General features: G+C 66.8%; 24 protein-coding genes and 1 pseudogene. 6 read left to right on the forward strand and 19 right to left on the reverse strand.

Annotation, left to right across the window (positions count from 1 at the left end; translation table 11 throughout):
- Positions 1–49 precede the first annotated feature (49 nt).
- On the forward strand, positions 50–943 hold the full coding sequence (locus ACQHI0_RS24780; protein WP_427904209.1) for a helix-turn-helix transcriptional regulator: 894 nt from the start codon (positions 50–52) through the stop codon (positions 941–943).
- 46 nt (positions 944–989) lie between these two features.
- Here the strand turns inward: ACQHI0_RS24780 and ACQHI0_RS24785 are convergent.
- Positions 990–2,356 (reverse strand): annotated as a pseudogene (locus ACQHI0_RS24785) (elongation factor G); the annotation flags it as partial.
- A gap of 293 nt (positions 2,357–2,649) precedes the next feature.
- Between ACQHI0_RS24785 and ACQHI0_RS24790 the strand changes: the two are divergent.
- Positions 2,650–3,081, forward strand: coding sequence for a PPOX class F420-dependent oxidoreductase (locus ACQHI0_RS24790; RefSeq protein ID WP_427904210.1), 432 nt, complete (start codon positions 2,650–2,652; stop codon positions 3,079–3,081).
- Between the two features lies 1 nt (position 3,082).
- On the opposite strand, the gene ACQHI0_RS24795 is transcribed toward ACQHI0_RS24790, so the two are convergent.
- On the reverse strand, positions 3,083–3,904 hold the full coding sequence (locus ACQHI0_RS24795) for an alpha/beta fold hydrolase (RefSeq protein WP_427904211.1): 822 nt from the start codon (positions 3,902–3,904) through the stop codon (positions 3,083–3,085).
- A gap of 184 nt (positions 3,905–4,088) precedes the next feature.
- Between ACQHI0_RS24795 and ACQHI0_RS24800 the strand changes: the two genes are divergently transcribed.
- On the forward strand, positions 4,089–4,445 hold the full coding sequence (locus ACQHI0_RS24800) for a nitroreductase/quinone reductase family protein (RefSeq protein WP_427904212.1): 357 nt from the start codon (positions 4,089–4,091) through the stop codon (positions 4,443–4,445).
- Positions 4,446–4,519: 74 nt separating this feature from the next.
- On the opposite strand, the gene tuf is transcribed toward ACQHI0_RS24800, so the two are convergent.
- The 7 genes from tuf to hppD all read right to left on the reverse strand — a co-directional run bounded on the left by tuf (position 4,520) and on the right by hppD (position 11,342).
- Positions 4,520–5,710: an elongation factor Tu gene (gene tuf / locus ACQHI0_RS24805; RefSeq protein WP_358109020.1), complete on the reverse strand. Its 1,191-nt coding sequence runs from the start codon at positions 5,708–5,710 to the stop codon at positions 4,520–4,522.
- A 134-nt stretch (positions 5,711–5,844) separates the two neighbouring features.
- Positions 5,845–7,947 carry an elongation factor G gene (gene fusA, locus ACQHI0_RS24810; protein WP_427904213.1) on the reverse strand — a complete coding sequence of 701 codons (2,103 nt, stop codon included), beginning with the start codon at positions 7,945–7,947 and terminating at the stop codon, positions 5,845–5,847.
- A gap of 33 nt (positions 7,948–7,980) precedes the next feature.
- Positions 7,981–8,451 (reverse strand): 30S ribosomal protein S7, encoded by a 471-nt coding sequence (gene rpsG / locus ACQHI0_RS24815; RefSeq protein ID WP_056814216.1) that lies wholly within the window; start codon positions 8,449–8,451, stop codon positions 7,981–7,983.
- Position 8,452: 1 nt separating this feature from the next.
- On the reverse strand, positions 8,453–8,827 hold the full coding sequence (gene rpsL / locus ACQHI0_RS24820; protein ID WP_056814220.1) for a 30S ribosomal protein S12: 375 nt from the start codon (positions 8,825–8,827) through the stop codon (positions 8,453–8,455).
- 274 nt (positions 8,828–9,101) lie between these two features.
- Positions 9,102–9,644: a DUF3558 domain-containing protein gene (locus ACQHI0_RS24825; RefSeq protein ID WP_427904214.1), complete on the reverse strand. Its 543-nt coding sequence runs from the start codon at positions 9,642–9,644 to the stop codon at positions 9,102–9,104.
- Positions 9,641–10,168 carry a DUF3558 domain-containing protein gene (locus ACQHI0_RS24830; protein WP_427904215.1) on the reverse strand — a complete coding sequence of 176 codons (528 nt, stop codon included), beginning with the start codon at positions 10,166–10,168 and terminating at the stop codon, positions 9,641–9,643. Before ACQHI0_RS24830 ends, ACQHI0_RS24825 begins: the two co-directional genes overlap by 4 nt.
- A 31-nt stretch (positions 10,169–10,199) precedes the next feature.
- On the reverse strand, positions 10,200–11,342 hold the full coding sequence (hppD, locus tag ACQHI0_RS24835; protein ID WP_427904216.1) for a 4-hydroxyphenylpyruvate dioxygenase: 1,143 nt from the start codon (positions 11,340–11,342) through the stop codon (positions 10,200–10,202).
- Positions 11,343–11,474: 132 nt separating this feature from the next.
- Here hppD and ACQHI0_RS24840 point away from each other — a divergent pair, with 132 nt between their 5' ends.
- Entirely contained in the window at positions 11,475–11,990 is a 516-nt protein-coding gene (locus ACQHI0_RS24840; protein ID WP_427904217.1) for an Lrp/AsnC family transcriptional regulator, read from the forward strand.
- A 36-nt stretch (positions 11,991–12,026) separates the two neighbouring features.
- On the opposite strand, the gene ACQHI0_RS24845 is transcribed toward ACQHI0_RS24840, so the two are convergent.
- From ACQHI0_RS24845 to ACQHI0_RS24885, 9 genes are all read right to left on the reverse strand, one after another.
- Positions 12,027–12,668 carry a GntR family transcriptional regulator gene (locus ACQHI0_RS24845; RefSeq protein WP_427904218.1) on the reverse strand — a complete coding sequence of 214 codons (642 nt, stop codon included), beginning with the start codon at positions 12,666–12,668 and terminating at the stop codon, positions 12,027–12,029.
- 7 nt (positions 12,669–12,675) lie between these two features.
- Positions 12,676–13,668 carry an isopenicillin N synthase family dioxygenase gene (locus tag ACQHI0_RS24850; protein WP_427904219.1) on the reverse strand — a complete coding sequence of 331 codons (993 nt, stop codon included), beginning with the start codon at positions 13,666–13,668 and terminating at the stop codon, positions 12,676–12,678.
- 13 nt (positions 13,669–13,681) lie between these two features.
- Positions 13,682–14,851, reverse strand: a complete 1,170-nt coding sequence (locus ACQHI0_RS24855) for a nitrate ABC transporter substrate-binding protein (protein WP_427904220.1) — start codon at positions 14,849–14,851, stop codon at positions 13,682–13,684.
- Positions 14,852–14,884: 33 nt separating this feature from the next.
- Positions 14,885–15,727, reverse strand: coding sequence for an ABC transporter permease (locus ACQHI0_RS24860; protein ID WP_427904221.1), 843 nt, complete (start codon positions 15,725–15,727; stop codon positions 14,885–14,887).
- Entirely contained in the window at positions 15,727–16,512 is a 786-nt protein-coding gene (locus ACQHI0_RS24865) for an ABC transporter ATP-binding protein (protein WP_427909286.1), read from the reverse strand. Before ACQHI0_RS24865 ends, ACQHI0_RS24860 begins: the two co-directional genes overlap by 1 nt.
- Before the next feature lie 112 nt (positions 16,513–16,624).
- Positions 16,625–17,938, reverse strand: coding sequence for an amidohydrolase family protein (locus ACQHI0_RS24870; protein ID WP_427904222.1), 1,314 nt, complete (start codon positions 17,936–17,938; stop codon positions 16,625–16,627).
- Positions 17,939–18,066: 128 nt separating this feature from the next.
- Complete coding sequence (locus ACQHI0_RS24875; protein WP_427904223.1) at positions 18,067–19,179, reverse strand: winged helix DNA-binding domain-containing protein; 1,113 nt, start codon at positions 19,177–19,179, stop codon at positions 18,067–18,069.
- Positions 19,180–19,312: 133 nt separating this feature from the next.
- Entirely contained in the window at positions 19,313–20,287 is a 975-nt protein-coding gene (locus tag ACQHI0_RS24880) for an NADPH:quinone oxidoreductase family protein (RefSeq protein WP_427904224.1), read from the reverse strand.
- Positions 20,288–20,311: 24 nt separating this feature from the next.
- A complete protein-coding gene (locus ACQHI0_RS24885) occupies positions 20,312–22,426 on the reverse strand; it encodes a protein kinase domain-containing protein (protein WP_427904225.1) in 2,115 nt (704 codons plus the stop codon).
- Positions 22,427–22,614: 188 nt separating this feature from the next.
- On the opposite strand from ACQHI0_RS24885, the gene ACQHI0_RS24890 reads away from it, so the two are divergent.
- Positions 22,615–23,388 carry an acyl-[acyl-carrier-protein] thioesterase gene (locus ACQHI0_RS24890; RefSeq protein ID WP_427904226.1) on the forward strand — a complete coding sequence of 258 codons (774 nt, stop codon included), beginning with the start codon at positions 22,615–22,617 and terminating at the stop codon, positions 23,386–23,388.
- Between the two features lie 69 nt (positions 23,389–23,457).
- Here ACQHI0_RS24890 and ACQHI0_RS24895 read toward each other — a convergent pair whose 3' ends face one another.
- Positions 23,458–25,125, reverse strand: a complete 1,668-nt coding sequence (locus tag ACQHI0_RS24895) for an FAD-dependent oxidoreductase (protein WP_427904227.1) — start codon at positions 25,123–25,125, stop codon at positions 23,458–23,460.
- A 155-nt stretch (positions 25,126–25,280) separates the two neighbouring features.
- On the opposite strand from ACQHI0_RS24895, the gene ACQHI0_RS24900 reads away from it, so the two are divergent.
- Positions 25,281–25,772, forward strand: coding sequence for a SixA phosphatase family protein (locus tag ACQHI0_RS24900; RefSeq protein ID WP_427904228.1), 492 nt, complete (start codon positions 25,281–25,283; stop codon positions 25,770–25,772).
- The last annotated feature ends 8 nt before the right edge of the window (positions 25,773–25,780 follow it).

Genomic DNA, 25,780 nt, shown 5'->3' on the forward strand with positions numbered 1-25,780 from the left:
ACCCGGCAGGAGTAGGCACGACTCCTGCCCGGTGCCTACGATGGGAACGATGGAGTTGGAAAGCCTCGGAACGTTCCTCAAGTCCCGCCGCGACCGAACCACCCCGGAACGGATCGGCCTACGCACCTTCGGTGTCACCCGGCGCGTGCCCGGCCTCCGGCGTGAGGAACTCGCTCAGCTCGCCGGGGTCAGCGCCGGGTACTACACCCGCCTCGAACAGGACCAGGCGGGAACCGTCTCCGCGCAGGTCATCGACGCTCTCGCCCGGGTGCTCCAACTCGACCCCGCCGAAACGACCCACCTGCACAACCTCGCGGGCCAACCATCCGTCCCCCGCCTGATCAGAGACGAACCGGAGCAACCCCACGCTCGGGTCCTCACGCTGCTCACCTCACTCGGTGACACCATGCCCGCCGTGGTCCTCGGTCGCCGTGGCGATGTACTCGCCTGGAACCGTGCCGGGCACGCGCTCGTCGGCGAGCACCTCGACTTCACCGCACCCGACGACCCCGAGCGGCGCCCGTCGATTCCGCGGCTGTTCTTCCTCGATCCGCACGCCAGGGATCTGTACCGGAACTGGGACGAGCTCGCCCGTATCCACGTCGGCTACCTGCGGCTGACCGCCGGTCGGTACCCCACCGATGCGCGTCTGGCCGAACTGATCGGCGAACTCGCCATGCGCAGTTCTACGTTCGCCACGCTATGGGCCGCGGCGGAGGTCGCCGACTGCACTGTCGGACCGATGGATCTGCGCCATCCGACGGTGGGCCGCGTCGATGTCGATTATCAGGTGTGGTTGCAGCCCGACAGCCCTGATCACCGGCTCGAGGTCTACACCGCGCGCGACGCGAGTTCGGCTGACGCGCTGCGGCTACTGACCGCCGGAACTCGACCGACTCCGGCGATGGTCGACATCGACGCGTCGGACGAAACCCACGCATAGCCAGACGAACCGGTGACGCCGCACTGTGCGACGCCACCGGTTTCGATCAACTGCCCGCGATGATCGACTCCGCCGCACTCGGTGGGACCGGGGCGTAGGAGTCGAACACCATCGAGTAGTTCGCTCGGCCACGGGTTTTCGAGCGCAGGTCCCCGATGTAGCCGAACATCTCCTGGAGCGGGGTCAGTGCGCGGATGACGTGGGCGCCGCCGCGTTCGGTGAGGTCGGTGACTCGGCCGCGCCGGGCGTTGAGGTCACCGATGATCTCGCCGACGTACTCCTCGTGGGTGAGGACCTCTACGGCCATCATCGGTTCGAGGAGTACTGGCTTCGCCTTCGCGACCGCGGCTCGCACCGCCGCCGCACCGGCCAGGCGGAAGGCCAGGTCGGACGAATCCTGAACGTGGGCGGCGCCGTCGAGCAGCGTCACTTTCACGTTCACCAGGGGGAAGCCCGCGAGCGGGCCGATGCGGAGTGCGTCTTGTGCGCCCGCGTCGACCGCGGGGATGTACTCCCGCGGTATCCGCCCGCCGGTGACCCGGCTGTCGAATTCGTAGATCGCGCCGTCGTCGGCCACGTGTGGTTCCAGCGCGATCGCCACCTCGGCGAACTGTCCGCGTCCGCCCACTTGCTTGCGGTGGGTGTATTCGAACAGTTCGACTGCGGTGGTGATGGTTTCACGATAGGCCACGCGTGGTGCGCCGATCTCGGCATCCACCCCGAACTGCCGTTTCATCCGGTCGACCAAGACCTCCAGATGCAGTTCGCCCATGCCACCGATGACCGTTTGACCGGTTTCGATGTCCGCGCGCACGGTGAACGTCGGGTCCTCCTCGGCCAGACGGGCCAGCGCGGTGCCCAGCTTGTCCTGATCCGCGCGGGTTCGCGGTTCGATCGATACCGCGAGCACGGGGTCGGGGAAGGTCATCGGCTCGAGCACGATGGGAGCACCGCGACTTTGAACGCCAGGGCCGCGAAGGGCTCGGCGATCTCGGGCGCACGGTGAATCGGTTCGCTCTCGGGCGAGAATCCCTGTACAGCAACGACATCAAGTGGCGAAGGCAGATAGTCGACGATGGCGTACAGCAGCGGCTGCACGCCGATGTTCGCCAGCGCCGAACCACACAGGACCGGGTAGGCCTTTGCGTCGATCGTCATCCGCCGGATGGCGGCCTCGAGGACCTCGACCGTGATCGGGAGCCCGGCGAGGTAGCGCTCCTGCACTTCCTCGTCGCCTTCCGCGACTGCCGCCTCCAACACCTCGCGATGTTGTAATGCCGTGGTGCGCAGATCTTCTGGAATCTCGCCTTCCTTGGCATCGAATACCGCGACCGCACCGTCGAGCACCCGCAGCGTGCGCTCCACTTCGGCGGTGAAGTCGACGTGGCCGGGGGCGTCGATATTGCGTATTCGGGCGAGATCGATTCTGGTCATGGGAATCCCCCAGGCTGGTTTTTGTCGATGAATCGACGCTCGCCAGTGGGGCGTTCCTGGAACGGCACGGCGTCGGATCACGCGGCGCCGCACCGGCGCCCTCATGACCCGATGCGAACTAGAACCGCGACTGCGGAAGTGCTGTAACCATGCGACAAGTTCTACGCGCCCGATCGCGCGCTGTCGACGGAATTTCCGCCACCCGGGCATAAACGCGTGACCCCCACGGTTCGTCACAACGAACAGCCCCGCCAGCCACTAGGAGCCGATCGATGCCCGAAACCCCACTCGACCTGCACGCTCTCATCGCCGATTCCCGCATCGGCATCCTCGCCACGATCAAATCCGACGGCAGGCCCCAACTCTCCCCCGTCACCCCGTACTACGACCGCGCCGCGGGCATCATCTACGTCTCCATGACCGAAGGCCGCGCCAAGACGGTCAACCTTCGACGCGACCCGCGCGCCGCGCTGGAGGTCACCAGCGCGGACGGATGGTCATGGGCCACCGCGGAGGGCACCGCCACGTTGACCGGACCCGGAACCGACCCGAACGGCCCGGAAGTCGAGGCGTTGGTCGGCTATTACCGAGCGGCCGCGGGCGAGCACCCCGACTGGAACGAGTACCGCGAGGTGATGGTCTCGGATCGGCGCGTGCTCATGGCCTTGGCCGTCGAACACGTCTACGGTGCCAAGATCCGCTGAGTCAGGTTGTCTCCGAGAGGAATTCGGTGACATCTGGAGCGAACCGGGCATGTTTGATCGCGCCCAGATGGTCTGTCGCGGGGTAGATGATCAGGCGGGAATCGGGGATGCCGTCGGCGGTGTAGCGGAAGGACGACTGGTCGTAGAACTCGTCGCGTTCGCCGGCGACGACCAAGGTCCGGGCTTTGATCTCGGCGAGGCGATCGGTGAGGTCGAAGGCGTCTTCGGCATGGACGAAAGCGAGGGTGTCGGCGGGGTTCTTCGGGCGGAGCAGCGGGTCCGCCAGCCAGGCCGCCGCGCCGACGAGGCGGGCTTTCAGCGGAGATTCGATGCCCTGAGTCGCCAGGTGGTGCAGGGAGCGTTTGCCCGCGGCGGCGGCCTGCGCGTAGTTCATTTGCGACACGCGCGCGGACTGGTCGAGACGGTAGGCGGAGGAAGCGACCACCAGTCGCCGCACTACCGCGGGATGGTCGGCGGCGAGTTGCAGGGCAACCGAGCCACCCGACGAAATGCCGAGAACGTCTACGGGAGCACCGAATTCGTTGTGCAGGGCTTGCGCGTGCTCGCGCGCGATGTCGGCCATCGAGGTACCGGCCGCCATCCCCGGCGCGCGATTGACCGCATACACCCGGAAGTTCCTGGCCAACGGCGCCATCGTCTTGATCTCGCTCGACCGCAGCCAGCCACGCGGATTGGCGTGATCGGGCATGAACCACCGCAGGAACACCAGCGGCCGCCCCGCCCCGAACGCGAGATAGGGCATCCCGTGCTCGAACACCCCTTCGCTGACATCCAATTCCCGTTCGAGCGCTGCCCTACCCACGAAGTCTCCGATCCTCTCGAATGCCTTGGCACCCAACGCTACCGACAATCACCGACAACCGCGATGACCTGCGAGGTCATCACTCGTAGGTGGCCGGCGATCGCCCGGACTCTCAGCCCGCTGCCAAAGATCGTCGGTAGCTTGGGCAACAGCACGTTCGTTCTTCATCAGGCAGGAGAAGCCGTTGATTCAGGAATCGTTGTTGCGTCGGGGATTGCGGGGGATGAACGCCGGGGTGGTGGCGTTGACCGAGGCCCCGGTCATCGGGAAGGTGCTGGGTAAGTCGTTCGCGCAGATCAGCTATGTGGGTCGGCGTTCCGGGCGGACGTTCACGACGCCGGTGAACTATCGGCGTTCCGGCGAGGAGTACGTCATCGGTGCCGCGATGCCCGACAAGAAGAAGTGGTGGCGCAACTTTCTCGGCGAGGGTGGCCCGGTCACCCTGCGCATCGATGGCGTCGACCACGTCGGCCATGCGGTCGCCCATCGGGACCAGCGGGGCCGGGTCGCCGTCCGGGTGAAGCTCGACGCGGCCGACTGACCCCCGGTAAACGCCGAACGGCGCCGCTCCCAGGGGAGCGACGCCGTTCAGGTTGTGCAGTGGGTCTTACAGACTCACTTGATGATCTTCGTGACGCGACCGGCACCGACGGTGCGGCCACCCTCGCGGATCGCGAAGCGCAGGCCTTCGTCCATGGCGACCGGCTGGATCAGCTTGACCAGCATCTCGGTGTTGTCGCCGGGCATGACCATCTCGGTGCCCTCGGGGAGGGTAACGACGCCGGTCACGTCCGTGGTACGGAAGTAGAACTGCGGGCGGTAGTTGTTGAAGAACGGGGTGTGGCGGCCGCCCTCGTCCTTCGACAGGATGTACGCCTGGCCCTCGAACTCCGTGTGGGGAGTCGTGGTGCCCGGCTTGACGACAACCTGGCCACGCTCGACATCTTCGCGCTTGATGCCACGAACCAGCAGGCCGACGTTGTCGCCCGCCTGGCCCTGGTCGAGCAGCTTGCGGAACATCTCGATACCGGTGACGGTGGTCTTGGTCGACTTCTCCTTGATGCCGACGATTTCCACCTCCTCGTTCACGTTGACGATGCCGCGCTCGACACGACCGGTGACGACGGTGCCACGACCGGTGATCGTGAAGACGTCCTCAACGGGCATCAGGAACGGGAGCTCGGTCTCGCGGACCGGGTCCGGGATCGAGTCGTCGACGGCCTGCATGAGCTCGACGATGGCCTCGGCCCACTTCTCGTCGCCCTCGAGGGCCTTCAGACCGGAGACGCGCACGACCGGCGCGTCCTCGTCGAATTCCTGCGAGGCCAGCAGTTCGCGGACCTCCATCTCGACGAGCTCGAGGATTTCCTCATCGTCGACCATGTCCGACTTGTTCAGCGCGACCAGGATGTAGGGCACGCCGACCTGACGGGCGAGCAGCACGTGCTCGCGAGTCTGCGGCATCGGACCATCGGTGGCCGCGACGACCAGGATGGCGCCGTCCATCTGCGCCGCACCGGTGATCATGTTCTTGATGTAGTCCGCGTGGCCCGGGGCGTCGACGTGCGCGTAGTGGCGCTTATCGGTCTGGTACTCGACGTGGGAGATGTTGATCGTGATACCACGAGCCTTCTCCTCCGGCGCCTTGTCGATCTGATCGAACGCGAACGCGTCGTTCAGATCCGGGAACTTGTCAGCCAGCACCTTGGTGATCGCTGCAGTCAGCGTGGTCTTGCCGTGGTCGACGTGACCGATGGTGCCGATGTTGACGTGCGGCTTCGTCCGCTCGAACTTCGCCTTCGCCACTTTTGGGTCCTCCTGGACTTGTTGGTGCGTGCATTTGCAGCAGTGCGTGTGTCATCCCCACTGGGGGTGGGGACCGGGGGTATTACATGACGCCCGACACTCGGGGTCCAGTGTGCCACTGGACCCCAAGGGGTTTATTCGCCGGTCGCCTTGGCGATGATCTCCTTGGACACATTGGCCGGAACCTCTGCGTACTGGGCGAACACCATGGAGTAGTTCGCGCGACCCTGGGTCTTCGACCGCAGGTCACCGATGTAACCGAACATCTCCGAGAGCGGAACCAGCGCCTTGACGACACGGGCACCACTGCGTTCCTCCATGGCCTGAATCTGGCCACGGCGGGAGTTGAGGTCGCCGATCACGTCGCCCATGTATTCCTCGGGCGTGATGACCTCGACCGCCATGAGCGGCTCGAGGATCACCGGACCGGCCTTACGGGCCGCTTCCTTGAGGGCCTGCGAACCCGCGATCTTGAACGCCATTTCCGAGGAGTCGACGTCGTGGTACGCGCCGTCGAGCAGGCTGACCTTCAGGTTCACCAGCGGGTAGCCGGCGAGCACGCCGTACTGCATGGCATCCTGGGCGCCCGCGTCGACCGACGGGATGTACTCACGGGGCACGCGACCGCCGGAGACCTTGTTCTCGAACTCGTAGGTCGCGCCGTCCTCGCCGATGAACGGCTCGAGGGCGATGATGACCTTCGCGAACTGGCCGGAGCCACCCGTCTGCTTCTTGTGGGTGAACTCGTGCTTTTCGACCTTCTTGGTGATGGTCTCGCGGTAGGCCACCTGCGGCTTGCCGACGTTCGCCTCGACCTTGAACTCGCGACGCATACGGTCGACGAGGATGTCGAGGTGGAGCTCGCCCATGCCGCCGATGACGGTCTGGCCGGTCTCCTGGTCGAGCTTGACCGAGAACGTCGGGTCTTCGCGCGCCAGCTTCTGGATCGCGGTGCCGAGCTTTTCCTGGTCGGACTTGGTCTTGGGCTCGATCGAGACCTCGATGACCGGATCCGGGAAGGTCATCGACTCGAGCACGACCTGGTTCTGCGCGTCGGACAGGGTGTCACCGGTGGTGGTGTCCTTCAGGCCGATGACCGCGTAGATGTGGCCGGCCGAAGCCGTCGCGACCGGCATCTCCTTGTTGGAGTGCATCTGGAACAGCTTGCCAAGACGCTCCTTCTTGCCCTTGGTCGAGTTCACGACCTGGGCGCCGGAGGCAACCTGACCCGAGTACACGCGCACGTAGGTGAGCTCACCGAAGAACGGGTGCACCGCGATCTTGAACGCCAGGGCCGCGAAGGGCTCGTCGACGTTGGGCTTGCGGGTGACCAGCTCTTCTTCCTTGTTGGGCACGTGGCCGGTGGTGGCCTCGACGTCCAGCGGGGAAGGGAGGTAATCGATGACCGCGTCGAGCATGGGCTGAACGCCCTTGTTCTTGAACGCGGAACCACACAGCACCGGGTACAGCTCGGAGTTGACCGTCATCTTGCGGATGGCGCCCTTGATCTCCTCGATGGTGAGATCCTCGCCACCGAAGAACTTCTCGAGCAGTGCCTCGTCGGACTCGGCGACGGTCTCGAGCAGTTCCTGACGGTACTGCTCGGCCTTCTCCTTGAGGTCGGCCGGGATCTCGACGACTTCGTACTCTTCGCCGAGCTTGGTCTCGCCCTTCCAGACCTTGGCATTGTTCTCGACCAGGTCGACGATGCCCTCGAAGTCGTTCTCAGCGCCGATGGGCAGCTGGATCACGAGCGGACGAGCGCCGAGACGGTCCTTGATGGTCTGCACGGTGAAGTAGAAATCCGCACCGAGCTTGTCCATCTTGTTCACGAAGCAGATACGCGGCACGTCGTACTTGTCGGCCTGACGCCACACCTGCTCGGACTGGGGCTCGACACCCTCTTTGCCGTCGAACACCGCGACCGCACCATCGAGCACGCGGAGCGAACGCTCCACCTCGACGGTGAAGTCGACGTGCCCGGGGGTGTCGATGATGTTGATCTGGTTGTCTTTCCAGAAGCAAGTGGTAGCCGCGGAGGTGATGGTGATACCACGCTCCTGCTCCTGCTCCATCCAGTCCATCGTGGCCGCGCCGTCGTGAACTTCACCGATCTTGTACGTGATACCGGTGTAGAACAGGATGCGTTCGGTTGTGGTGGTCTTGCCCGCATCGATGTGGGCCATGATGCCGATGTTGCGGACCTTGTTCAGGTCGGTGAGCACGTCCTGTGCCACGAAATTCTCCCTTTTAAGTGACGGGCCGGACTATCACCAGCGGTAGTGCGCGAAGGCCCGGTTCGACTCGGCCATCTTGTGGGTGTCTTCGCGACGCTTCACAGCGGCACCGAGGCCGTTGCTGGCGTCGAGGAGCTCGTTGGCGAGACGCTCGACCATGGTCTTCTCGCGACGGGCGCGGGAGTAGCTGACCAGCCAGCGCAGCGCGAGGGTGTTGGCGCGGCCCGGACGGACCTCGACCGGCACCTGGTAGGTGGCGCCACCGACACGACGGGGCTTCACCTCGAGGGCGGGCTTGACGTTGTCCAGCGCGCGCTTGAGGGTGACGACCGGATCGGTGCCGGTCTTCTCACGCGCCTGCTCGAGTGCGCCGTAGACGATGCGCTCGGCGGTGGACTTCTTGCCGTCCATCAGGATCTTGTTGACCAGCTGAGTGACCAGCGGGGACCCGTAGACCGGGTCGTTGATCAGCGGACGCTTGGGTGCGGGGCCCTTGCGTGGCATATCAGCTCTTCTCCTTCTTGGCGCCGTAGCGGCTGCGCGCCTGCTTGCGGTTCTTCACGCCCTGGGTGTCGAGCGATCCACGGATGATCTTGTAACGGACACCGGGGAGGTCCTTCACACGACCGCCGCGAACGAGCACCATGGAGTGCTCCTGCAGGTTGTGGCCTTCACCGGGGATGTACGCCGTGACCTCGATCGCGCTGGTCAGGCGAACACGCGCGACCTTACGGAGCGCGGAGTTCGGCTTCTTGGGGGTGGTGGTGTACACGCGAGTGCACACGCCACGACGCTGCGGGCTCCCCTTCAGGGCCGCAGTCTTGGTCTTGGTGACCTTGTCGCGGCGACCCTTGCGGACCAGCTGGTTGATGGTTGGCATAGACCGGCTTTCCTTATTGGTTATTGCGCTTGGTGTGTAGTGTCAACTGCAGTTCATCGAGCTTTCACCCGCACGTCAGACCACGTTTCCGTTAACCCGTGGTCGGGCGTGTCGCTGAGGCGCTCAGTGCCCTTTTCAAGGCACGCTGGAACGTATCGGCCGCTTTCGCTGGCCTACGTTCACACACGAACTTGCCCGTAGCAATCCGGGCACAGGGATCTACGATACCCGCGTGCCCGATTCGGGGTCAAAGCGGGGGGCCGCGTCAAGCCTTCTACCGGGCGAGATCCAGAGTCAGCTCGACCAATTTCTGGGCACCCGCGCACGGATCGGGGTGCGCCGAGCCGGGCTTGTAGTTGATCCACCAACCGACCACGCCGACATCGGCGGCCGGGGCGGTGACGCCACAGGAGTCGTTGTCGCCCGGCCTGCGCACCTGCAGCGCCCTGCGGCCCTGCACGGTGATGTCGCCGGAGAGGTAGCCCAACTTGTCGTTGGTGGTCTTCTCGTTGTTCAGCGTACCCATCTCGTACCAGTTGAGGCTGGCCATGGCTGTCCCACCAGGAGCGTCCTCGATGTCCCACATGCAGACGGCGCCGCTGAACGAGGCGTTCACCTGCTGGGCGTTGCCGATGATCTCACCGATCTTGTCGGCGGCCACCACCTCGCACTCGCGCAGCAGCTTGTCGAAGTCGGTGTTGATCGTCTCGCCGCCGCCACCCTGCCCGAGCGGCTGGGCGCTGCCCTCGATCTTCTGGCCGCAGCCCGCCAGCGCGAGGGTGAGCATCAGCGCGGCGGTGACCTTGCCCGCCCTCACTGCAGGCGTCCCACGGTGAGCTCGGCCAGTTTCCTGGTCTTGTCGCACGGATTGCCCGCGGTGGCGAACAGGCCGGTGGACATCGACCATTCGAAGAAGTCGTCGTCGAGTTGCACGGCGAGGTCGCAGACGGTGCCCTGCGGGTCGAGGGCCATGAAGCCGGAGCGTCCCGCGACGTCGATGGTCTCCGGTTCGCGGCCGACGCTGGACACCCACGCCTTCTCACGTTCGATCGGACTGCCCCGGTACGAGGCGAAAGTAACACTGGGCGAGGACAATCCGGCCGACTGCCAGTTGCAGCCGGTCGCGTTCTTGAAGACCCGCGCGATCTGGCCGAGGCCGGCGAGGTCGCGCACTTCGTCGTCGGTGACATGGCCGCACTCGCCGACGAACGGGCCGAGTGAGGCGACCTTGGGTGGAGGTCGGTTGGGCCCTGTCGGCGTATCGGAGTCGCCCCCCGATCCGCACGACGTCAGCATGACGACCAAGGTCATGCCGGTAATGATCGCCGAGGGGATCCGCATGCCATGAACTCTAATGGTTCACCGCACCGCCTCACAGGTTGCCGCGAGCCTCCTGTTCGCGCTCGATGGCCTGAAAAAGGGCCTTGAAGTTGCCTTTTCCGAAACCGAGTGAGCCGTGTCGCTCGATGAGTTCGAAGAAGACGGTGGGGCGGTCGACGAGGGGGCGGGTGAAGATCTGCAGGAGGTAGCCGTCCTCGTCGCGGTCGACCAGGATGCCGCGGCGCTGCAGTTCGTCGACCGGCACGCGCACGGCGCCGATGCGCGCGCGCAATTCGGGGTCCTCGTAATAGGTGTCGGGAGTGGCGAGGAATTCGACGCCCTCGGCGCGCAGGGCGTCGACCGTGGCGAGGATGTCGCCGGTGGCGAGCGCGATGTGCTGGACGCCGGGGCCGCGGTAGAACTCGAGGTACTCGTCGATCTGAGAACGCTTGCGGCCGTGTGCTGGTTCGTTGAGCGGGAACTTCACCCGGTGGTTGCCGTTGGCGACGACCTTGCTCATCAGCGCGGAGTACTCGGTGGCGATGTCGTCGCCGACGAATTCGGCCATGTTCGTGAACCCCATGACGCCGCGGTAGAAGTCGACCCAGCGGTCCATCATGCCCAGCTCGACATTGCCGACCACGTGGTCGATGGCCTGGAACACGCGCTTGCCCGGCTCGCGGGTGGACGTGCGCGCGATATAGCCGGGCAGATAGGGGCCGGCGTAGCCGGAGCGGTCGACGAGGGTGTGCCTGGTGTCGCCGTAGGTGGCCAGCGCCGCGGAGCGGACGGTGCCGAATTCGTCGGTCTCGTCATGGGGTTCGACGAGGATCGTGGCGCCGTGTTCGCGGGCCCAGGCGATGCAGCGGTCCACGTCGGGGACCTCGAGGGCGATGTCGACGATGCCGTCGCCGTGGCGGTCGTGATGGTCGACGAGCGGGCTGTCGGGGTCGACCGCGCCGGTGATCACGAACCGCGCTCCCCCGCTGCGCAGCACGAACGCCTTGTGGTCGCGATTGCCGGTCTCGGGGCCCGAGTACGCCTCGAGTCGCATCCCGAATGCCGATTGCAGGAAGTGGGCGCTCTGGGTCGCGTTGCCGACGACCCACACGAGGGCGTCCCACCCGATCACGGGAAACGGATCGACACTGTCGTCGTGCTCGATCAGCCCGACGAGCTGCTGCTCAATGGTCATGACCTAGGAAATCGCGGCACACGGCAGGTGGGCAACTACTCCATCGCCGCCTGGACAGGCTGGCTCGAGAAGCCACCGAAACCGGCGAGATGGTGGACAATTTGAATAGCAACCGGACACGGAGGTCAGCGCATGCGCACGCCCGCGAAATTGGACGAACTCGACCTGGCGATCCTCACCGCGATGCACGAGTTCCAGAAGGCCGGAATTCTCGAGCTGTCGCGGCGGACGAAGGTCGCGCGGGCGACGGTGCAGGCGCGGATCAACCGGATGGAGGAATCCGGGGTGATCGCCTCCTACAATCCGCAGATCGATGTCACCGCAGCGGGTTTCGATGTGCAGGCGTTCGTGACGTTGGAGATCGCGCAGGGGGCGCTGGACACGGTGAGTGCTGAACTGGCGGCGATTCCGGGGGTGCTCGAGGCGTATGCGACGACAGGGTCCGGCGACGTGCTGTGCCGGATCGGGGCCGATTCACACGCGGGGCTGCAGGCGGTGTTGTTGAGCATCGATCGGACGGGATCGGTGGTGCGGTCGCACAGCGTGGTGGTGTTGTCGACGGTGGTCGCGCATCGGACGATGCCGCTGCTGCACACGTTGACCCCGGCGGGAACCGCGAAGGCGCCCGCGTACCGAGACCACCGCTGAGCCGCCGGGAGCAACGTTTCCGGCGGTGCGGCGTGCTCAGTGCCGGGCGAGACGCGTGAGCAGCCCTTGTACGTGAGCTTCCGCGGCGGCGCGGGCGGACTCGGGGTGGCCGGATTCGAGGGCTTCGACGATGCGGCGGTGTTCGCGCAGGGCGACGCGGCGGTTGCGGGCCGAGCACCACAGGTCGCCGCGGTAGAGGTGAGCTTGGGCTTCCAGGCGGGCCAGTTCGTCGACGACGCACGCGTTGCCGGACGCGTCGCGGATGAAGGTGTGGAATTCCAGATCGAGCTGGGCGTCGCGGGTGGCGTCGATCGGTTCGTCCAGGTGGGTCTCCTGGGCGGTGATGATGCCGGTGAGCTTGTCGAGGTCGGCCTCGGTGAGGCGGGTGGCGGCCGCGGCGGCGGCGAGACCGTCGAGCGCGGCGCGCACCGCGAGGACATCGCGGATGCGGTCGTCGTCGACGGCGGCCACCTTCGCCCCGGCGTGCGGTGCGCTCACGGCGAGACCCTCGTAGATCAGCTGCTGCACCGCTTCGCGGACGGGGCTGCGGCTGACCCCGAGCTTGGTCGCCAGCGCGGGCACGCTGAGCGATTGGCCCGGGGTCAGCTCGCCGGCGAGCACCATCTGCCTGATCTGCCGATGGACAGACTGGCCGAGCAGCGAAGAAGTGCTATCCATGCGCTGATTATCCCTGGGGCTGGTAGTTCGCCTGCACCCGCTGAGTCAGGAAGTCCGCGGCGGTGACGGGCGGGTATTTCCCGGCGGGTCCCTGGATGACGGCGTCGCGGTCGGCCTGAGCGAAGTAGGCGATGCTGTAGCGCTCGCCCTGGTACTCGCCCTCGCCGGGGCTGCGGACGCGATGGAAGTTCGACGGCAGCAGGTCATCGCTCCAGCGGGTGAGCATGTCCCCGATATTGCAGGTGATCAGGCTCGACGACGGTGTGATGGAAGTCCACTCCTGTTCCGCCATCTCCTTGCCGGGGCATACCTGCAGCCCGCCCTGCCCGTCTCGCTGGAAAAGCAGTGTGAGGCAGTCGAAGTCGGTGTGGGCGCCGGCCCGCCAGCGTCCGGGGACGCCGCGCAGTTCTTCGGGGACGGCGAAGTAGTGCAGCAGGCGCAGGGCGCTCTGGTAGCTCTCGGAGCCGGGATCGTGTGCGGCGGTGAAGTGTTCACGGTCGAAACCGAGGCGGTCGGCGAAGCAGGACAGCACCCGCATCGCCACTTCCCAGGCGCTGTGCTCGAAATCGAGCACGCGAGAACGGAATCCGGCCAGTTCGTGCTCGGTGGGCCACAGCTTGTCCATATGCGGCCGGGTGACCTGGTAGGACTCCTTCTGATCCGGTACGCCGATCGATGGGCGCACCTGACTCAGGCTCTCCCAGCCCGCGTTGTTCTTCTTGACCAGGGGGTACTGCCCCTTGATCTCCTCGGGAAGGGCGAAGAAATCGGCTGTGGTGCTGAACATTTCGTCGATCCGGTGCTGCGGGATGCCGTGGCCGGAGAGCTGGAAGAAACCGATCTCGGTGGCGGCGGCCCACAGTTCCTCGGTGATCTCGGCGCGCCGGTTCTCGAAGTCGGTGAGGTCGATGACGCGGATCTCGCGGTCGGTGGTTTCCTTGCCGAGCCCGCCCATCTGCTTCTCGCGCGAGACCTCGGACATGTCGTAACTGGTGGTCATGGTGGATGTCTCCTTAGCCGGTGACGGAAATGGCGGGGTCGAGGAATTCCTTGGTGACCAGGTCCTTGGCGGCCAGGCCGGTCGGCACGTCCGCGCCGCCGGTCCGCAGGATGGGTCCGAATTCGTCGATGATGCGCTGGACGCGGGCCTCGTCGAAACTGCCGAGGACGCCGTCGGTGTCGTTGCCGATCAGACCGCCGTCGATCAGGGCCTTGGAGCCGAATTCGGCCAGTTCGGCGCTGTAGGGGCTGAGCTTGGGGTTCTGTTCGACCACATCGACGACGACATCGTTGACCTGGCTGGGATCGGCCTTGAACGACGCGGTGGCCTGCTGGATCATCGGCACCAGCTTCCGCAGGCACGGGCCCAGCTCGGCGAGCTTGTCGGCGCGCACGTTGACGGTGCGGGCGTAACCCTCGTAGCCGACGTCCTTGAGCAGCTGGTAGCCGACCGGCTTGTTCCACGCCCGCACTTCGTGCTCGTAGGTGAAGGGTTCGGCATTGACGAAACCCTGCTGGGCGAAGGACGGATCGGTCACGAAGCGCGAAGGCGAGTTGTCGTAGGACGCGTCGACCTGCTCCTTCTTCACCAGCCCACGCGCGACCAGCCAGTCCGGGTACAGCTGACCCTTGGAGACCACCACCGGTTTGCCGGACTTGCCGATATCGGCGATGCCCTGCCAATCGGGGTTGGTCGCCGGATCCCACATCAGCATCTGCGGGCTGTTGCGCAGCAGCGTGGTGACGGCGACGATCGGCTGCTGACCAGCGGCGGCGATGGCGTGCTCGGAGTGCGCGAGACCGAGCGTGATGCTCTGGTCGACATACATCTGCGACGGCACCGTCTGGAAGCCGATGGCCGGGCCACCGGCGCGGATCTCCAGCTTCACGCCGGTGTCCTTGCCGTCGGCCACGAGCGGGCCGGTGATCTTGTTGTTGTCGGCGTCGACCTGGTAGCCAGGGCCGAGCAGACCGAAGATCGGGCCGGAGTCGGTTTCCGGTGCCCACTGGAGCTGGACGACCACGGTGGCGGGGCAGGCGCCTGCGAGCTGCTGCTCGGCTGGGGCCGGTTCGAGCGCGACCGCGGGGGCGTCGGAGGTGTCGTCGGAACAGGCGGACGCGGTGCCGGCCAGCAGCACAGCCAATGCGGCGATGCCGAAGCGACAGAAAGGCGCTGTCTTCATGAGTAGTCCTTCGAAAAAGATTGTGCGCTGTAGTCAGTTGGCGGAGTTGTGCCAGCGGCCGACGCTGACCTTCTGAATGACCGTGAACACCGTGAACACGAGCACGCCGAACAGGGCGGCCAGCAGCAGTGCGCCGATCAGGTCCTCGGATTGCAGGCGGGCGCGGTAGGTGTCGAGCAGGGTGCCGATGCCGGGTTTGCCCTGCGCGAAGAACATGTCGCCGATGATCGCGCCGGTCACGGAAAGTCCTGCGGCGGTGCGCAATCCGGTCAGCGTCGACGGCAGTGCGGCGGGCAGTTGCAGCGACCAGAGGCGGCGCAGCCTGCTCGCGCGGCCGAGGGTGAACAGCTCTTGGAGATTGCCGTCCACGGATTTGATCCCGAACAGTGTCATCGCGATGATCGGATGGATCGCGATCAGCACGCACACGGTGGTGCGGGCGGCGAAGCCGTAACCCAACCACAAGCCGATCAGCGGGACCACCGCGAGTACCGGGATCGCCTGCAGGACAACCGCATACGGGTACACCACGTTCTCGATCGGCTTGGCCTGGCTCATCAGCACCGCGATCGCCACCCCGAGCACCGCCGAGATCAGCAGGCCGGTGATCGCGACCCTGGCGGTAACGGCCAGCGCCTCCAGCATCACCTCGAGCTTCTTCGGATCGGCCAGCGACTCACTGAACACCACGTGCGGCGGCGGCAGCAGGAAGCGACGACCTTCGCTGAGAATCAACATCGACACCGCGTACCAGGCAGCCAGCGCCAGCGTGATCGAGACAATCGGCGCTACCAGCGAACCGCCGAATTTGCGCAGGTGCGCGGTGGGCAGCTGCATCTTCGTGGCGGCGGGGATTCGGGCCGCGACACTCACCATCAGGCAGCCTCTTTCAACGAGCGCGAGATGCGCGAAACGAGTTCGGTGAAGGCGGGTTCGAAACGGAGTTCGCGGTCCCGCGGATAGGGCAGGTCGACGTCGATCACCTCGTGGATGCGGCCGGGCCGGGCCGACATCACCACCACGCGCGAGGCGAGGAACACGGCCTCGGAGACCGAGTGGGTGATGAACAGGGCGGTGAAGGCGTTGTCGCGGTACAGGCGCAGCAACTCTTCCTGCATGTTCAGCCTGGTCATCTCGTCGAGCGCGCCGAACGGCTCGTCGAGCAGCATCAGGCGCGGTTCCAGCGACAGCGCCCTGGCCAGCGAAACGCGCATGCGCATACCGCCGGAGAGCTGACTTGGCAGTTTGTTCGCGAAGTCGGTCAGGCCGACGGCTTCGATCGCGCGCTCGACCCGTTCGCGGCGCGTCTTGCGGTCGACACCGGCCAGCTCGGCCGAGAGTTCGACATTGCGGCGCACCTTGCGCCACGGCAGCAGCGTGGCTTCCTGAAAGATGAACCCGATCGAATTCGTCCGCACCGCAACGGCTCCCGACGTCACCGGCTCGAGGCCGGCGGCCAGGCGCAGCAGCGTGGACTTGCCGCAGCCGGAAGGGCCGACCACCGCGACGAATTCGCCTTCGCGGATGTCGAGGTCGACGTCGGTCAGGGCGAGTGTGCCGTCTTCGCCGCCGAAGCGCTTGCTCACGTCGGCGAAGGAGACCTCCATGCCGGACAGCAGCGTCCTCGCGTCGGCGTCGTTCACCGTGTCGTAGAGCGTCACCGTGATCACCTTCTCCTGCGGTATATCGGTGTTGCGTGCAACCATTGGGCATATTCAGTATTGGCTAGCTTGATTACATGCAATGTGCCATTCGTTTCCGGCGTATTAACAGTCATCGCATGCGAATCAGGCGCTGCGCGAGATCGTGCTGATCGACGCGCGTGCTGAGGCCGTCGCGGATCACGGCCTCGCCGTCGACCCACACGGTGTCGATCACCCGCGGTGACGCGGCAGTCAGCAGCGTGGCGCCGGGGTCGAGGACCGGCAGGCAGGCGAAGTCGCGGTCGAAGCGCACGAGGGTGAGGTCGGCGCGGTCACCGATGGCGATGCCGGTGCGCGCCGGGCGTCCGAGGACCCGGCCCGCGGCGCCGGTCGCCATCCACAGCATCTGTTCGAAGCCGAGCAGGTCGGCCTTCTTGTGGGCCGCGCGCTGCAGGTACGCGCCGATGCGCAGGGCCTGCAGCATGTCCTGGGTGTCGTTGCTCGCAGCGCCGTCGACACCGAGGGTGACGTCGATGCCCGCGGCGAGCATCTCCGGAATCGGGGCGACACCGCTGCCCAGGCGCATGTTGGACACCGGGTTGTAGGACACGGCGACGCCGCGCTCGGCGAAGACCTTGCGGCCGTGGTCGTCGAGGTTGACGCAGTGCACGGCCAGGGTGCGGTCCCAGAGGAAACCGCTCGCGTCGAGGTAGTCGACGGCGCGGGCACCTGCATGCAATCGGCACATGTCGTCGTCGGTGGTGGTCTCGAGGACATGTATCGACACTGTCTTGTCGGTGGCCTGTGCGTACTCGCGGGCGGCCGCCATGCCGTCGGGGGTGAGACAGCGGGGGTTGGGGACGGCGAGCGCGGTGCTGATGCGGGTGCCGAGCAGTTGCTTGTCGAGTGCGTCGACGTGGGCGAACGCCTCGTCGAGTGGTTGCATGAGGCGCGGGTCGAGTCCCCATTTGCGGGTGATGTCGGCGCGGTCGGCGATGCCGCGCCCGAGGACAACGCGGATGCCGAGCTCGTGTAGCGCGCGGATCATCGCCTGGTGGACCGCGTCGGACGGGCTCGGCCACATGTGTTCGACGACCGTGGTGACGCCGCTGCGCAGCAGTTCAAGGCCGCCGGCCAGCGCTGACAGATAGGTCTGTTCCGGGGTGGCGGCGACAGTCCGTTCGCCGACGCAGCGCAGCCATTCCAGCAGCGGCAGACCCTCGCCGATCCCGCGCAGGACCGCCTGCTGCAGGTGGGTGTGGGTGTTGACGAAACCGGGAAGCAGGTGGCCACCACCACCGTCGAAGCGGGGCAGGTCCGCGTGTTCGGGTCCGGCCTCGAGGGCAACGATCTCGCCGTCCACGATCACTACCGCACCGGGCGCCCAGCCCTGCTCGGTGTAGACGGTGGCATTGGTAATAACTACGGACGCAACAGATTCCATGCGCGCACCTCTTCTGCGGATGCGGCTGGTTCGCCCGCCGGATTCAGCGGAGCACGTCGCCCGTTGCAGCCATGAACGTCGTGGGGACGACCCTAGGAAGCGGTTGTTGCCTCGACGTTAAAGCGATGTCACGGGCGAAGGTCTGCGCCGGGCTCGAGGATCTCGATGACGGGGTCGGATTCGGGTTCCAGGAAGGCGAGCAAGGCGGCCGCCTCCGCGTGCACCTGCGCCGCTTCGGTTTTCGTCCACGGGCGGGCCGGGCTGATCCGCAGTCGCGCGGTGCCGGACTTGGCGAAGACCTTGTACACCCCGGCCGCGAAACCATCGATCAGGATCGGCGAGACATTGGTGGCGAAGGCGCGCAGTGTCGGCGGATTGTCGTCGCCGGTGATCCGGGCGCGGTCCTGGTGGGACAGCAGGGCGTTGTCGTACCAGCCGAGCAGCCGGACGGGCGCGGGCAGATCCGGGTCGGCGAGTTCCAGGTCAGCGGCGTCGTAGAGGGTGCGACCGCGCACGTCGGTATAGGTGCGGACGCGGTCACCCAGTGCGGTGACGGCCTTCTTCATCGCGGGAAGGCGCGACCACGTCTGCATGTCCATCGTGCTCGCCGGGCCGAAGGCACGCAGGTACCGCAGAATCAGCTCCGCCACCGGGTAGCCGGGATCCAGCGGCGCGCCGAGCCAGGGCTGCACGCGCGACCACACCGGCCGGCTGTTGTCGCCCCATCGGCCGCGCGGCGGGGTCTGCAGCACGGGAAGTTGGTAGAGCCAGGTCTGCGCGACCGCACCGGCGTCGCGGTCGGGATAGCGGCGGGCGGCCTCGGCGCGCAGATCCGCCGCCGACATCGGCTCGTCACCTAGCGCCGCCTCGCCGTGGGCGCGCACCTCGTCGGGGTCGAGGCCGACCATCGCGCCGTAGTTGAAACCCTTTCGGAACGGGGTCTTCTCGAGTTCGGGCTGAATGTGCGGCGCGATCCGCAAGGCGTCCAGCGGCGTGACGAGATGAATCGTGCCGCGCATCAAAGTGATCCGCACCAGCGAACGGTCGTCGAGACCCTGCGACACTGTCGCCGGATCGAAATCGGCTATCCGACTCCACAATCCGATGAACGGCGGCGGCACGTCCTGGGCCTGCAGACCGACGAGGTGATCGCACATTTGCGGCGCCGTCATGGTCGACCGCTCGAGCAGGTGCTGACGCGCGAGCAAAGTCCGGTTCAACACCCGATTCGACACCAGCACTGCGACTCCTTCGGCTCCTCGGCCGACGATACCGGCCCGCTACGACACACCGGTCCGCGCAGTCGACGGGCTCCGGCCGAACATCCCGCCCTGGCCGTTCGATCCGCCGCCGATCATGCGGACTACGCCGGTTTTATCGCAGCTGGACGACGACCTTGCCCGCGGCGGTGCGCTCATCCAGTGCCGCAACCGCTTCCGCGGTGCGGTCGAGTGGGTAGAGGACCGGGTCGGGTGCGGTGATCGCGCCGGAGGCGAGCAGGGGTTCGATCTCGGCCCATTGTTCGGCGAGGTAGGTGGGGTGGGTCATCACCCATTCGCCCCAGGCCGCGCCGACGACCTCGACGTTCTTGAGCAGCAGGCGGTTCACCTTCACCGTCGGGATCTCGCCCGCGGTGAACCCGACGACGAGCAGCCGGCCGCCGCCGGCCAGCGACCGGATGCTGTCGGTGAAGCGGTCACCGCCGACCGGGTCGAGGACGATGTCGACGCCGCGACCCTCGGTCAGTTCTTTCACCGCGGCGAGCCAGCCCTCGGTGAGCACCACATCGGTGGCGCCGTTGGCCTTGGCCACCTGGGCTTTCGCGTCGGTGCTGACCACCGCGATCACCCGGCCCGCGCCGAGTGCCTTGGCCATGCGCAGGGTGGAGGTGCCGACACCACCGGCCGCGCCGTGGACCAGCACGGTCTCGCCCTCGGCCAGCCTGCCGCGCTTGGTCAGGCAGAAGTGGACGGTGAGGTCGTTGAACAGCACACCGGCGCCCGCCTCGAGCGAGACGTTGTCAGGGAGGGGGAACACAGCGTGTTCCGGCGACACCGCCACCTCGGCGACACCGTTGCCCAGCATGGTCAGCGCGGCGACCCGGTCACCGGGGCGCAGCGACGAACCCGCCGGCGCCTCGCGCACGACGCCGGCTACTTCACCGCCGACGACGAAGGGCAGGCCCGGCTTCATCTGGTAGAGGCCGCGCGTCATCAGCACATCGGGGAAGGCGATGCCCGCGGCGTGCACGTCGATCAGGACGCCGCCCGGGTAGGGCACCGGCTCTGGCAGATCGACGATCTCGATCGCCGAGGGTCCGTCCAACTTGCCGACCTGGGCTGCGCGCATCTTCGACACCTCTCTTGATGACATTCACCCGCGAACATAACCCGGCCGCGGGATCAGCGATAGGCGAACTCGGTGACCGGCTCGTCGGCGAGCACCGAACCGTCCCTCGTGATCGTGAGCGCGGACGCGTCGAGTTGGTACCGGGTGCCGTCTTTCAGGTTGGTCACGGTGTACGCGCCGCCGCCGGTGGGCACCGGATCGTCGATTTCGATTCCGGCGCCGTCGCTGGCGCGCACACCCTTGTAGTAGTAGCGCTGATCGCCGGTGTGGCAGATGACGACTCGCGATCGAGTGGTGCGGGCGATCGACATCGCGGCATCGTTGTCGTTGCAGCGTGGACCCGCCGTCAGGAAGCCCTGGCTCGGCGCCGGAAACGCTGGACTGCAACGGCGGGACGGTGGTCGGGGCCGGGGAGGCGTACGTCTGGCTCTGGGTGTCGATCACGGACGGTTCGACGACGCCGGACGGGGGCGGTGCCGGGACGGCCCCCTCGCGACTGTCGTCGACACTCATCATGATCCACACCCCGATGCCGACCGCCGCCAGCACGATCAGTGAACCGAGCGCGCCGACCAGAACCGGTGTCGCCGAATTACGTTGCTGGGGTACCGGTATCGGTGCGGACGGATGGGTGTACCCACTCCCCGGACCGACTACCCGCTGCGACGCGCGCAAGGCCGTGACCTCGTACTCCGCGGCCCGCCCGGGTTGCGGTCCGGTGACGCGACGGGTCGGCTCCGGACCTGTCCCGCGACGCGTCGAATACCGTTCGGCGGCTTGTGAACCCGCGACCTGCGGCGTCGGGCCGAACGGTCTGGCTTCGGTCGGCTGACGCGCCGGCTGGGACGCCAACCCCCGCGTTTGCGGGGGCGACTTCGGCCCGGCGGACAGGGCGCCCGAGGCTCGGGTTGCCGGCGAATGCGAGTCGGGCGACAGCGCAGCGACGTTTCGAGTGGGCGGCGAATGCGAGTCCCGCGACAGCGCAGCCGAATTCCGGGTCGCGGGTGCGTGCGAGTCGGGCGACAGCGCTGCGGAATCCCTAGTCGGCGGCGAATGCGTGTCCCGGGACAACGCCGCGGAATCCCGAGTGGGCGGCGCGTACGAGTCAGGCGACAGCGCTGCCGAGTCGCTGGTCGCGGGCGCGTCGCGCGGGAGAGCGGCGGAATCTCGAGTCGGCGGTGGGTCGGAGGGGACGACAGCCGAGCCGCGGGTTGTCGGCGGGGAAGGAGCATCCTCGGGTGCGGGCGGCGGTGTCTGGGGGCCGGTGATCTCGACGCGGGCGCCTGCCACCGTGGCGGGAGTGGAGCGTTCGGCTTGGATCAGCGCGGCCTTCGCGGCACGGGCCAGGTCGACGGGGGTGCCGTAACGCTGTTCGGGGCGCTTGGCCATGCCTCGCTCGATCACCGCGTCGAAGGTGGCCAGCGTGGAGTCGGCGGCGCTGGGGCGCGGCGCGGGCGCCATCTGGTGTGACCCGATCGCGCCCGCGAGGCTGTTCACCGGGAACGGCACCCGGCCGACCAGGCATTCGTAGAGCACACAGGTGAGCGCGTAGGTGTCCACCGACGGCGACATCGGCACGCTCTCGAACCGCTCCGGCGCCATGTACGCCATCGAGCCGACCGCACTGCCCGCGCTGGTGAGCTGCGGGTCGGTGGCGGTATGGGCGATGCCGAAGTCGACCAGGTAGGCGAACAGGTTGCCGGTGAGCAGGATGTTGCCCGGTTTCACGTCGCGATGGACCAGGCCGACCTCGTGCGCCGCGTCGAGCGCGAACGCGATCTGCTCGACCACCTGCACCGCCTCGACGGGCGTGAGCCTGCCGTGCTGCTGGAGCCGCTCGCGGAGATCGACGCCCTTGACCAGCCGCATGTCGATATAGAGAACGCCGTCGACCTCGCCCCAGTCGTGCACCGGGATGACATGCGGTTCCTGCACGCTGGCCATCGCCTGCGATTCGCGGCGGAAGCGCTGCACGAAGGTGGGGTCGCCGGCGAGTTCGCGATTGAGCATCTTGAGGGCGACAACACGATTCTTGGAGGTGTCGTATGCCTCGTAGACCTCCCCCATACCGCCGACTCCGAGAAGTCTGCGAATTTCATAGCGCCCGAACATCGAGCCCGCCATTGCTCCGCCGGCCATTAGTGCAGGCTACCTGGGCACGGACGTCTCTGTCATGTAAGACAACCGCGCTGGTACCGCCGTGGTGACCGGCACCTGGTACCGCTAGTCCCGACTCGGCGCGAGGGTGTGATCTGCGACCCGTAAAGTCGTGTACAGAACTACGCAAGAAGTCGCGGCGCACCTGGTGGGCCGTGCAAGGAGCACACGTGTCACTCGATCAGCCACTGGCCCCGCTTCCGCAGGAGGGCACGGGTTTCGCCACGGCGTGGCCCGTCCGGGCCGGCGACGTGGATCCTTATCAACGGCTGCGCCTGGATGCCGTGGCGCGCTACCTCTCCGATATCGCCTGGGACGAACTGAACCAGACGGCGCTGCACCTCACCGATCCCACCTGGATCGTGCGCCGCACCGTCATCGACGTGATCCGGCCGGTCGTATGGCCCGACAACGTGCATCTCGAGCGCTGGTGTTCGTCGATGTCCACCCGCTGGACGAACATGCGCACGCGGATCACCAGCGAACGCGGCGGGTTGATCGAGACCGAGGGATTCTGGATCAACCTCAGCGAATCGAGCAATCTCCCCGCTCGGATCAGCGACGACGGCCTCGCCTACCTGGCCCGATCCACCGACGAGCACCGCCTGCGGTGGCGGCCGTACCTCACCGATCCGGCGCCGCGCGAGTCCGATACCGACCTGCCGTTCCCGGTGCGCGCGACCGATATCGACCAGTACAACCACGTCAACAACGCCTGCTACTGGCAGGCCGTCGAACAGTTCCTCGTCGACTACCCGAAACTGGTCGCGGGCCCGCACCGCGCCGTGATCGAGTATGTGGCGCCGGTGCTGGCCCGCGAGCACATCACCGTGCGCGCCCGCCACGAACCGGGCGACAACACCGGACAGATGGTGTTGCGACTGTGGTTCGTGGTCGGCGGCGTCACGACGACCGTCGTCCGAATCATGCCGCTACCGCAATAGTCTTGGCGGCCGGCGCCGCCAATTCTCGACCGCCTACCCCGGCGCCTGGGTGGCGCCGGGGCCCAGCGGCTAGCCCTTGGCTGCTTTGAGCAGGTCGGCGCGGGTGGTGAACTTGACCCGTGGCCTGCCTGCTGCCTTGCCCGCGGACTTCTCGGCCTGGTCGATGGTCTTCCAGGCCTTGCGGTCGACCAGGTCGGGCTGACGCTCGGCGAGCAGGGCGCGCAGGGCGGCCCGGTCGCCGGTCGGCGCGGTGAGTTTGCCCGCGATGAAGTCGGCGATCACCGCTTCGACGGTTTCCTCGGCGTCGACGCGGTTGGAGCCGATCACGCCGCGCGGGCCGCGCTTGATCCAGCCGGAGACGTAGACGCCGGGGACCGGCTGGGTCGCGTCGATGACCCGGCCGTGCTCGCTCGGCACCGTGCCGCGCCGCTCGTCGAAGGGCAGGCCGGCGACGGGCACGCCGCGGTAACCGATCGAACGCAACACCAATCCGGTCTCGATGGTCTCGGTGCGGTCGGTGGCGGTGGCCACCAATTGCCCGTTCTCCTCGGTCAATTCGTTGTGCGCGAACTCGAGCGCGGTCACCGCGTCGGTGCCGTGCACGGCGGTCGGCGTGGCGAGGTAGCGGAAGACGATCCGCTTGTTCGACAAGTCCGGCTTCGCCGTCGAGTACTCCTTCGCCAGTTCGTACTTCAGGCGCAGCGAGGGTTCGATGTTCGGATCGTCGAGGATCGCGCGACTGTGCGGGTCGAGCTCGATATCGGCGGGGTCGATGATCACGTCGACATTGTTGCGATGCGTGAGCGACAGGAACTCCGGCGAGCTGTACGCGGCTTGCAGCGGACCGCGCCTGCCGAGCACGACGACCTCGCGAATATTGCTGCGGCGCAGGGCATCCAGCGCGTGGTCGGCGATGTCGGTCTTGGCCAGCTCGTCCGGATCGCCGGTGAGCACGCGCGCCACATCGAGGGCGACGTTGCCGTTGCCGACGATCACCGCGCGCTCGCCGGACAGGTCGAACTCGCGCTCGGCGAAGTCGGGGTGGCCGTTGTACCAGGCCACGAACTCGGTGGCCGAGTGACTGCCGGGCAGGTCCTCGCCGGGGATGTCGAGCGAGCGGTCACTCGAAGCGCCGACGGCGTAGATCACCGCGTGGTGGTGATCGAGGAGCTCCTGGTGATCGATGTGCTCGCCTACCTCGACGTTGAGGTAGTACTGCAGCGTGTCGCGACGGAACGCCGACTCGAACATCTCGGCCACGCCCTTGGTACCCGCGTGATCGGGAGCGACGCCCGCGCGCACCAGACCCCACGGGGTCGGCAGCCGGTCGAACATCTCGACCTCGACATCGCTGCGCCGCAGCAGTTCGTCGGCGGCGTAACAGGCCGCGGGGCCCGCGCCGACGATCGCGACGCGCAGCGTGCCCAAGCTCTTGGGCGGACGGGTGGGCGTGCTCAGCGGGTCGAAATTCGACTCGAGCGGGTGACGCTGGAAGTAGGCGGCGTTGATCTCGCGGTACCTGGACAGCGAGGCCAGCAGGTCATCCTCGGAGAAGATCGCGTCCACCGGGCACGCGTCGACGCAGGCACCGCAGTCGATGCAGGTGTCGGGGTCGATGTACAGCATCTCCGCCGTGGCGAACTCCGGTTGATCCGGAGTCGGGCGGATGCAGTCGACCGGGCATTCGGTGACGCAGCTGGCGTCGTTGCAACAACGCTGCGTGATGACGTAGGCCATAGGTGCAGATCCTCGAAATGTGTGGTCGGTGGCTCGAGGCGCCCCCGCGACGGCTCGCGGCGGGGTGTGCCGTGAACGCATCGATGGTGACGCAGCTTTCAGTGTGCCTCGAGTGTGACTGCCACCTCACCCCTGCCCGGGATTACGGTGGTCTGATGGTGGCGACCCTGATCTTGATGCGGCACGGAAAATCGGCCTACCCCGACAATGTCGACGACCACGCGCGCCCGCTCGCACCGCGTGGCGAACGCGAAGCGGCGCTGGCAGGCGACTGGCTGCGGGCCACCCAGCCGCCGATCGACGCGGTGCGCTGCTCGACCGCCGAACGGACGAGGCAGACGCTGGCGCGCACCGGCATCACGGCGCCGGTCGAGTACACCGATGACATCTACGACGCGAACCCGCACACCCTCCTGGAGCTGATCGGACTCACCGACGACTCCATCTCGACGCTGCTGCTCGTCGGCCATGTGCCCGGAATCCCCTGGACCGCATGGGAACTGGCGAGCAATCGCGAATCCGATCAGGCGACCGAACTCAGCCGCAAGTTCCCCACCTCGGCGCTGGCAGTGCTCGAATTCGACCGGCCGTGGGCACAGCTCGGCCCCGGTACCGGCGAACTCACGTCGTTCCACGTGCCTCGCTGAGGTGCCGG

This window comes from Nocardia sp. FBN12 (assembly GCF_050320175.1).
Taxonomy (GTDB): Bacteria; Actinomycetota; Actinomycetes; order Mycobacteriales; family Mycobacteriaceae; genus Nocardia.

Excerpts from the sequence above, each read along its gene's own strand:
- ACQHI0_RS24780 (WP_427904209.1), top strand. The coding sequence starts at position 50 with ATGGAGTTGGAAAGCCTCGGAACGTTCCTCAAGTCCCGCCGCGACCGA.
- ACQHI0_RS24790 (WP_427904210.1), top strand. The coding sequence starts at position 2,650 with ATGCCCGAAACCCCACTCGACCTGCACGCTCTCATCGCCGATTCCCGC.
- rpsG (WP_056814216.1), bottom strand. The coding sequence starts at position 8,451 with ATGCCACGCAAGGGCCCCGCACCCAAGCGTCCGCTGATCAACGACCCG.
- rpsL (WP_056814220.1), bottom strand. The coding sequence starts at position 8,827 with ATGCCAACCATCAACCAGCTGGTCCGCAAGGGTCGCCGCGACAAGGTC.
- ACQHI0_RS24830 (WP_427904215.1), bottom strand. The coding sequence starts at position 10,168 with ATGCGGATCCCCTCGGCGATCATTACCGGCATGACCTTGGTCGTCATG.
- hppD (WP_427904216.1), bottom strand. The coding sequence starts at position 11,342 with ATGACCATTGAGCAGCAGCTCGTCGGGCTGATCGAGCACGACGACAGT.
- ACQHI0_RS24840 (WP_427904217.1), top strand. The coding sequence starts at position 11,475 with ATGCGCACGCCCGCGAAATTGGACGAACTCGACCTGGCGATCCTCACC.
- ACQHI0_RS24845 (WP_427904218.1), bottom strand. The coding sequence starts at position 12,668 with ATGGATAGCACTTCTTCGCTGCTCGGCCAGTCTGTCCATCGGCAGATC.
- ACQHI0_RS24850 (WP_427904219.1), bottom strand. The coding sequence starts at position 13,668 with ATGACCACCAGTTACGACATGTCCGAGGTCTCGCGCGAGAAGCAGATG.
- ACQHI0_RS24855 (WP_427904220.1), bottom strand. The coding sequence starts at position 14,851 with ATGAAGACAGCGCCTTTCTGTCGCTTCGGCATCGCCGCATTGGCTGTG.
- ACQHI0_RS24860 (WP_427904221.1), bottom strand. The coding sequence starts at position 15,727 with ATGGTGAGTGTCGCGGCCCGAATCCCCGCCGCCACGAAGATGCAGCTG.
- ACQHI0_RS24870 (WP_427904222.1), bottom strand. The coding sequence starts at position 17,938 with ATGGAATCTGTTGCGTCCGTAGTTATTACCAATGCCACCGTCTACACC.
- ACQHI0_RS24880 (WP_427904224.1), bottom strand. The coding sequence starts at position 20,287 with ATGCGCGCAGCCCAGGTCGGCAAGTTGGACGGACCCTCGGCGATCGAG.
- ACQHI0_RS24885 (WP_427904225.1), bottom strand. The coding sequence starts at position 22,426 with ATGGCCGGCGGAGCAATGGCGGGCTCGATGTTCGGGCGCTATGAAATT.
- ACQHI0_RS24895 (WP_427904227.1), bottom strand. The coding sequence starts at position 25,125 with ATGGCCTACGTCATCACGCAGCGTTGTTGCAACGACGCCAGCTGCGTC.
- ACQHI0_RS24900 (WP_427904228.1), top strand. The coding sequence starts at position 25,281 with ATGGTGGCGACCCTGATCTTGATGCGGCACGGAAAATCGGCCTACCCC.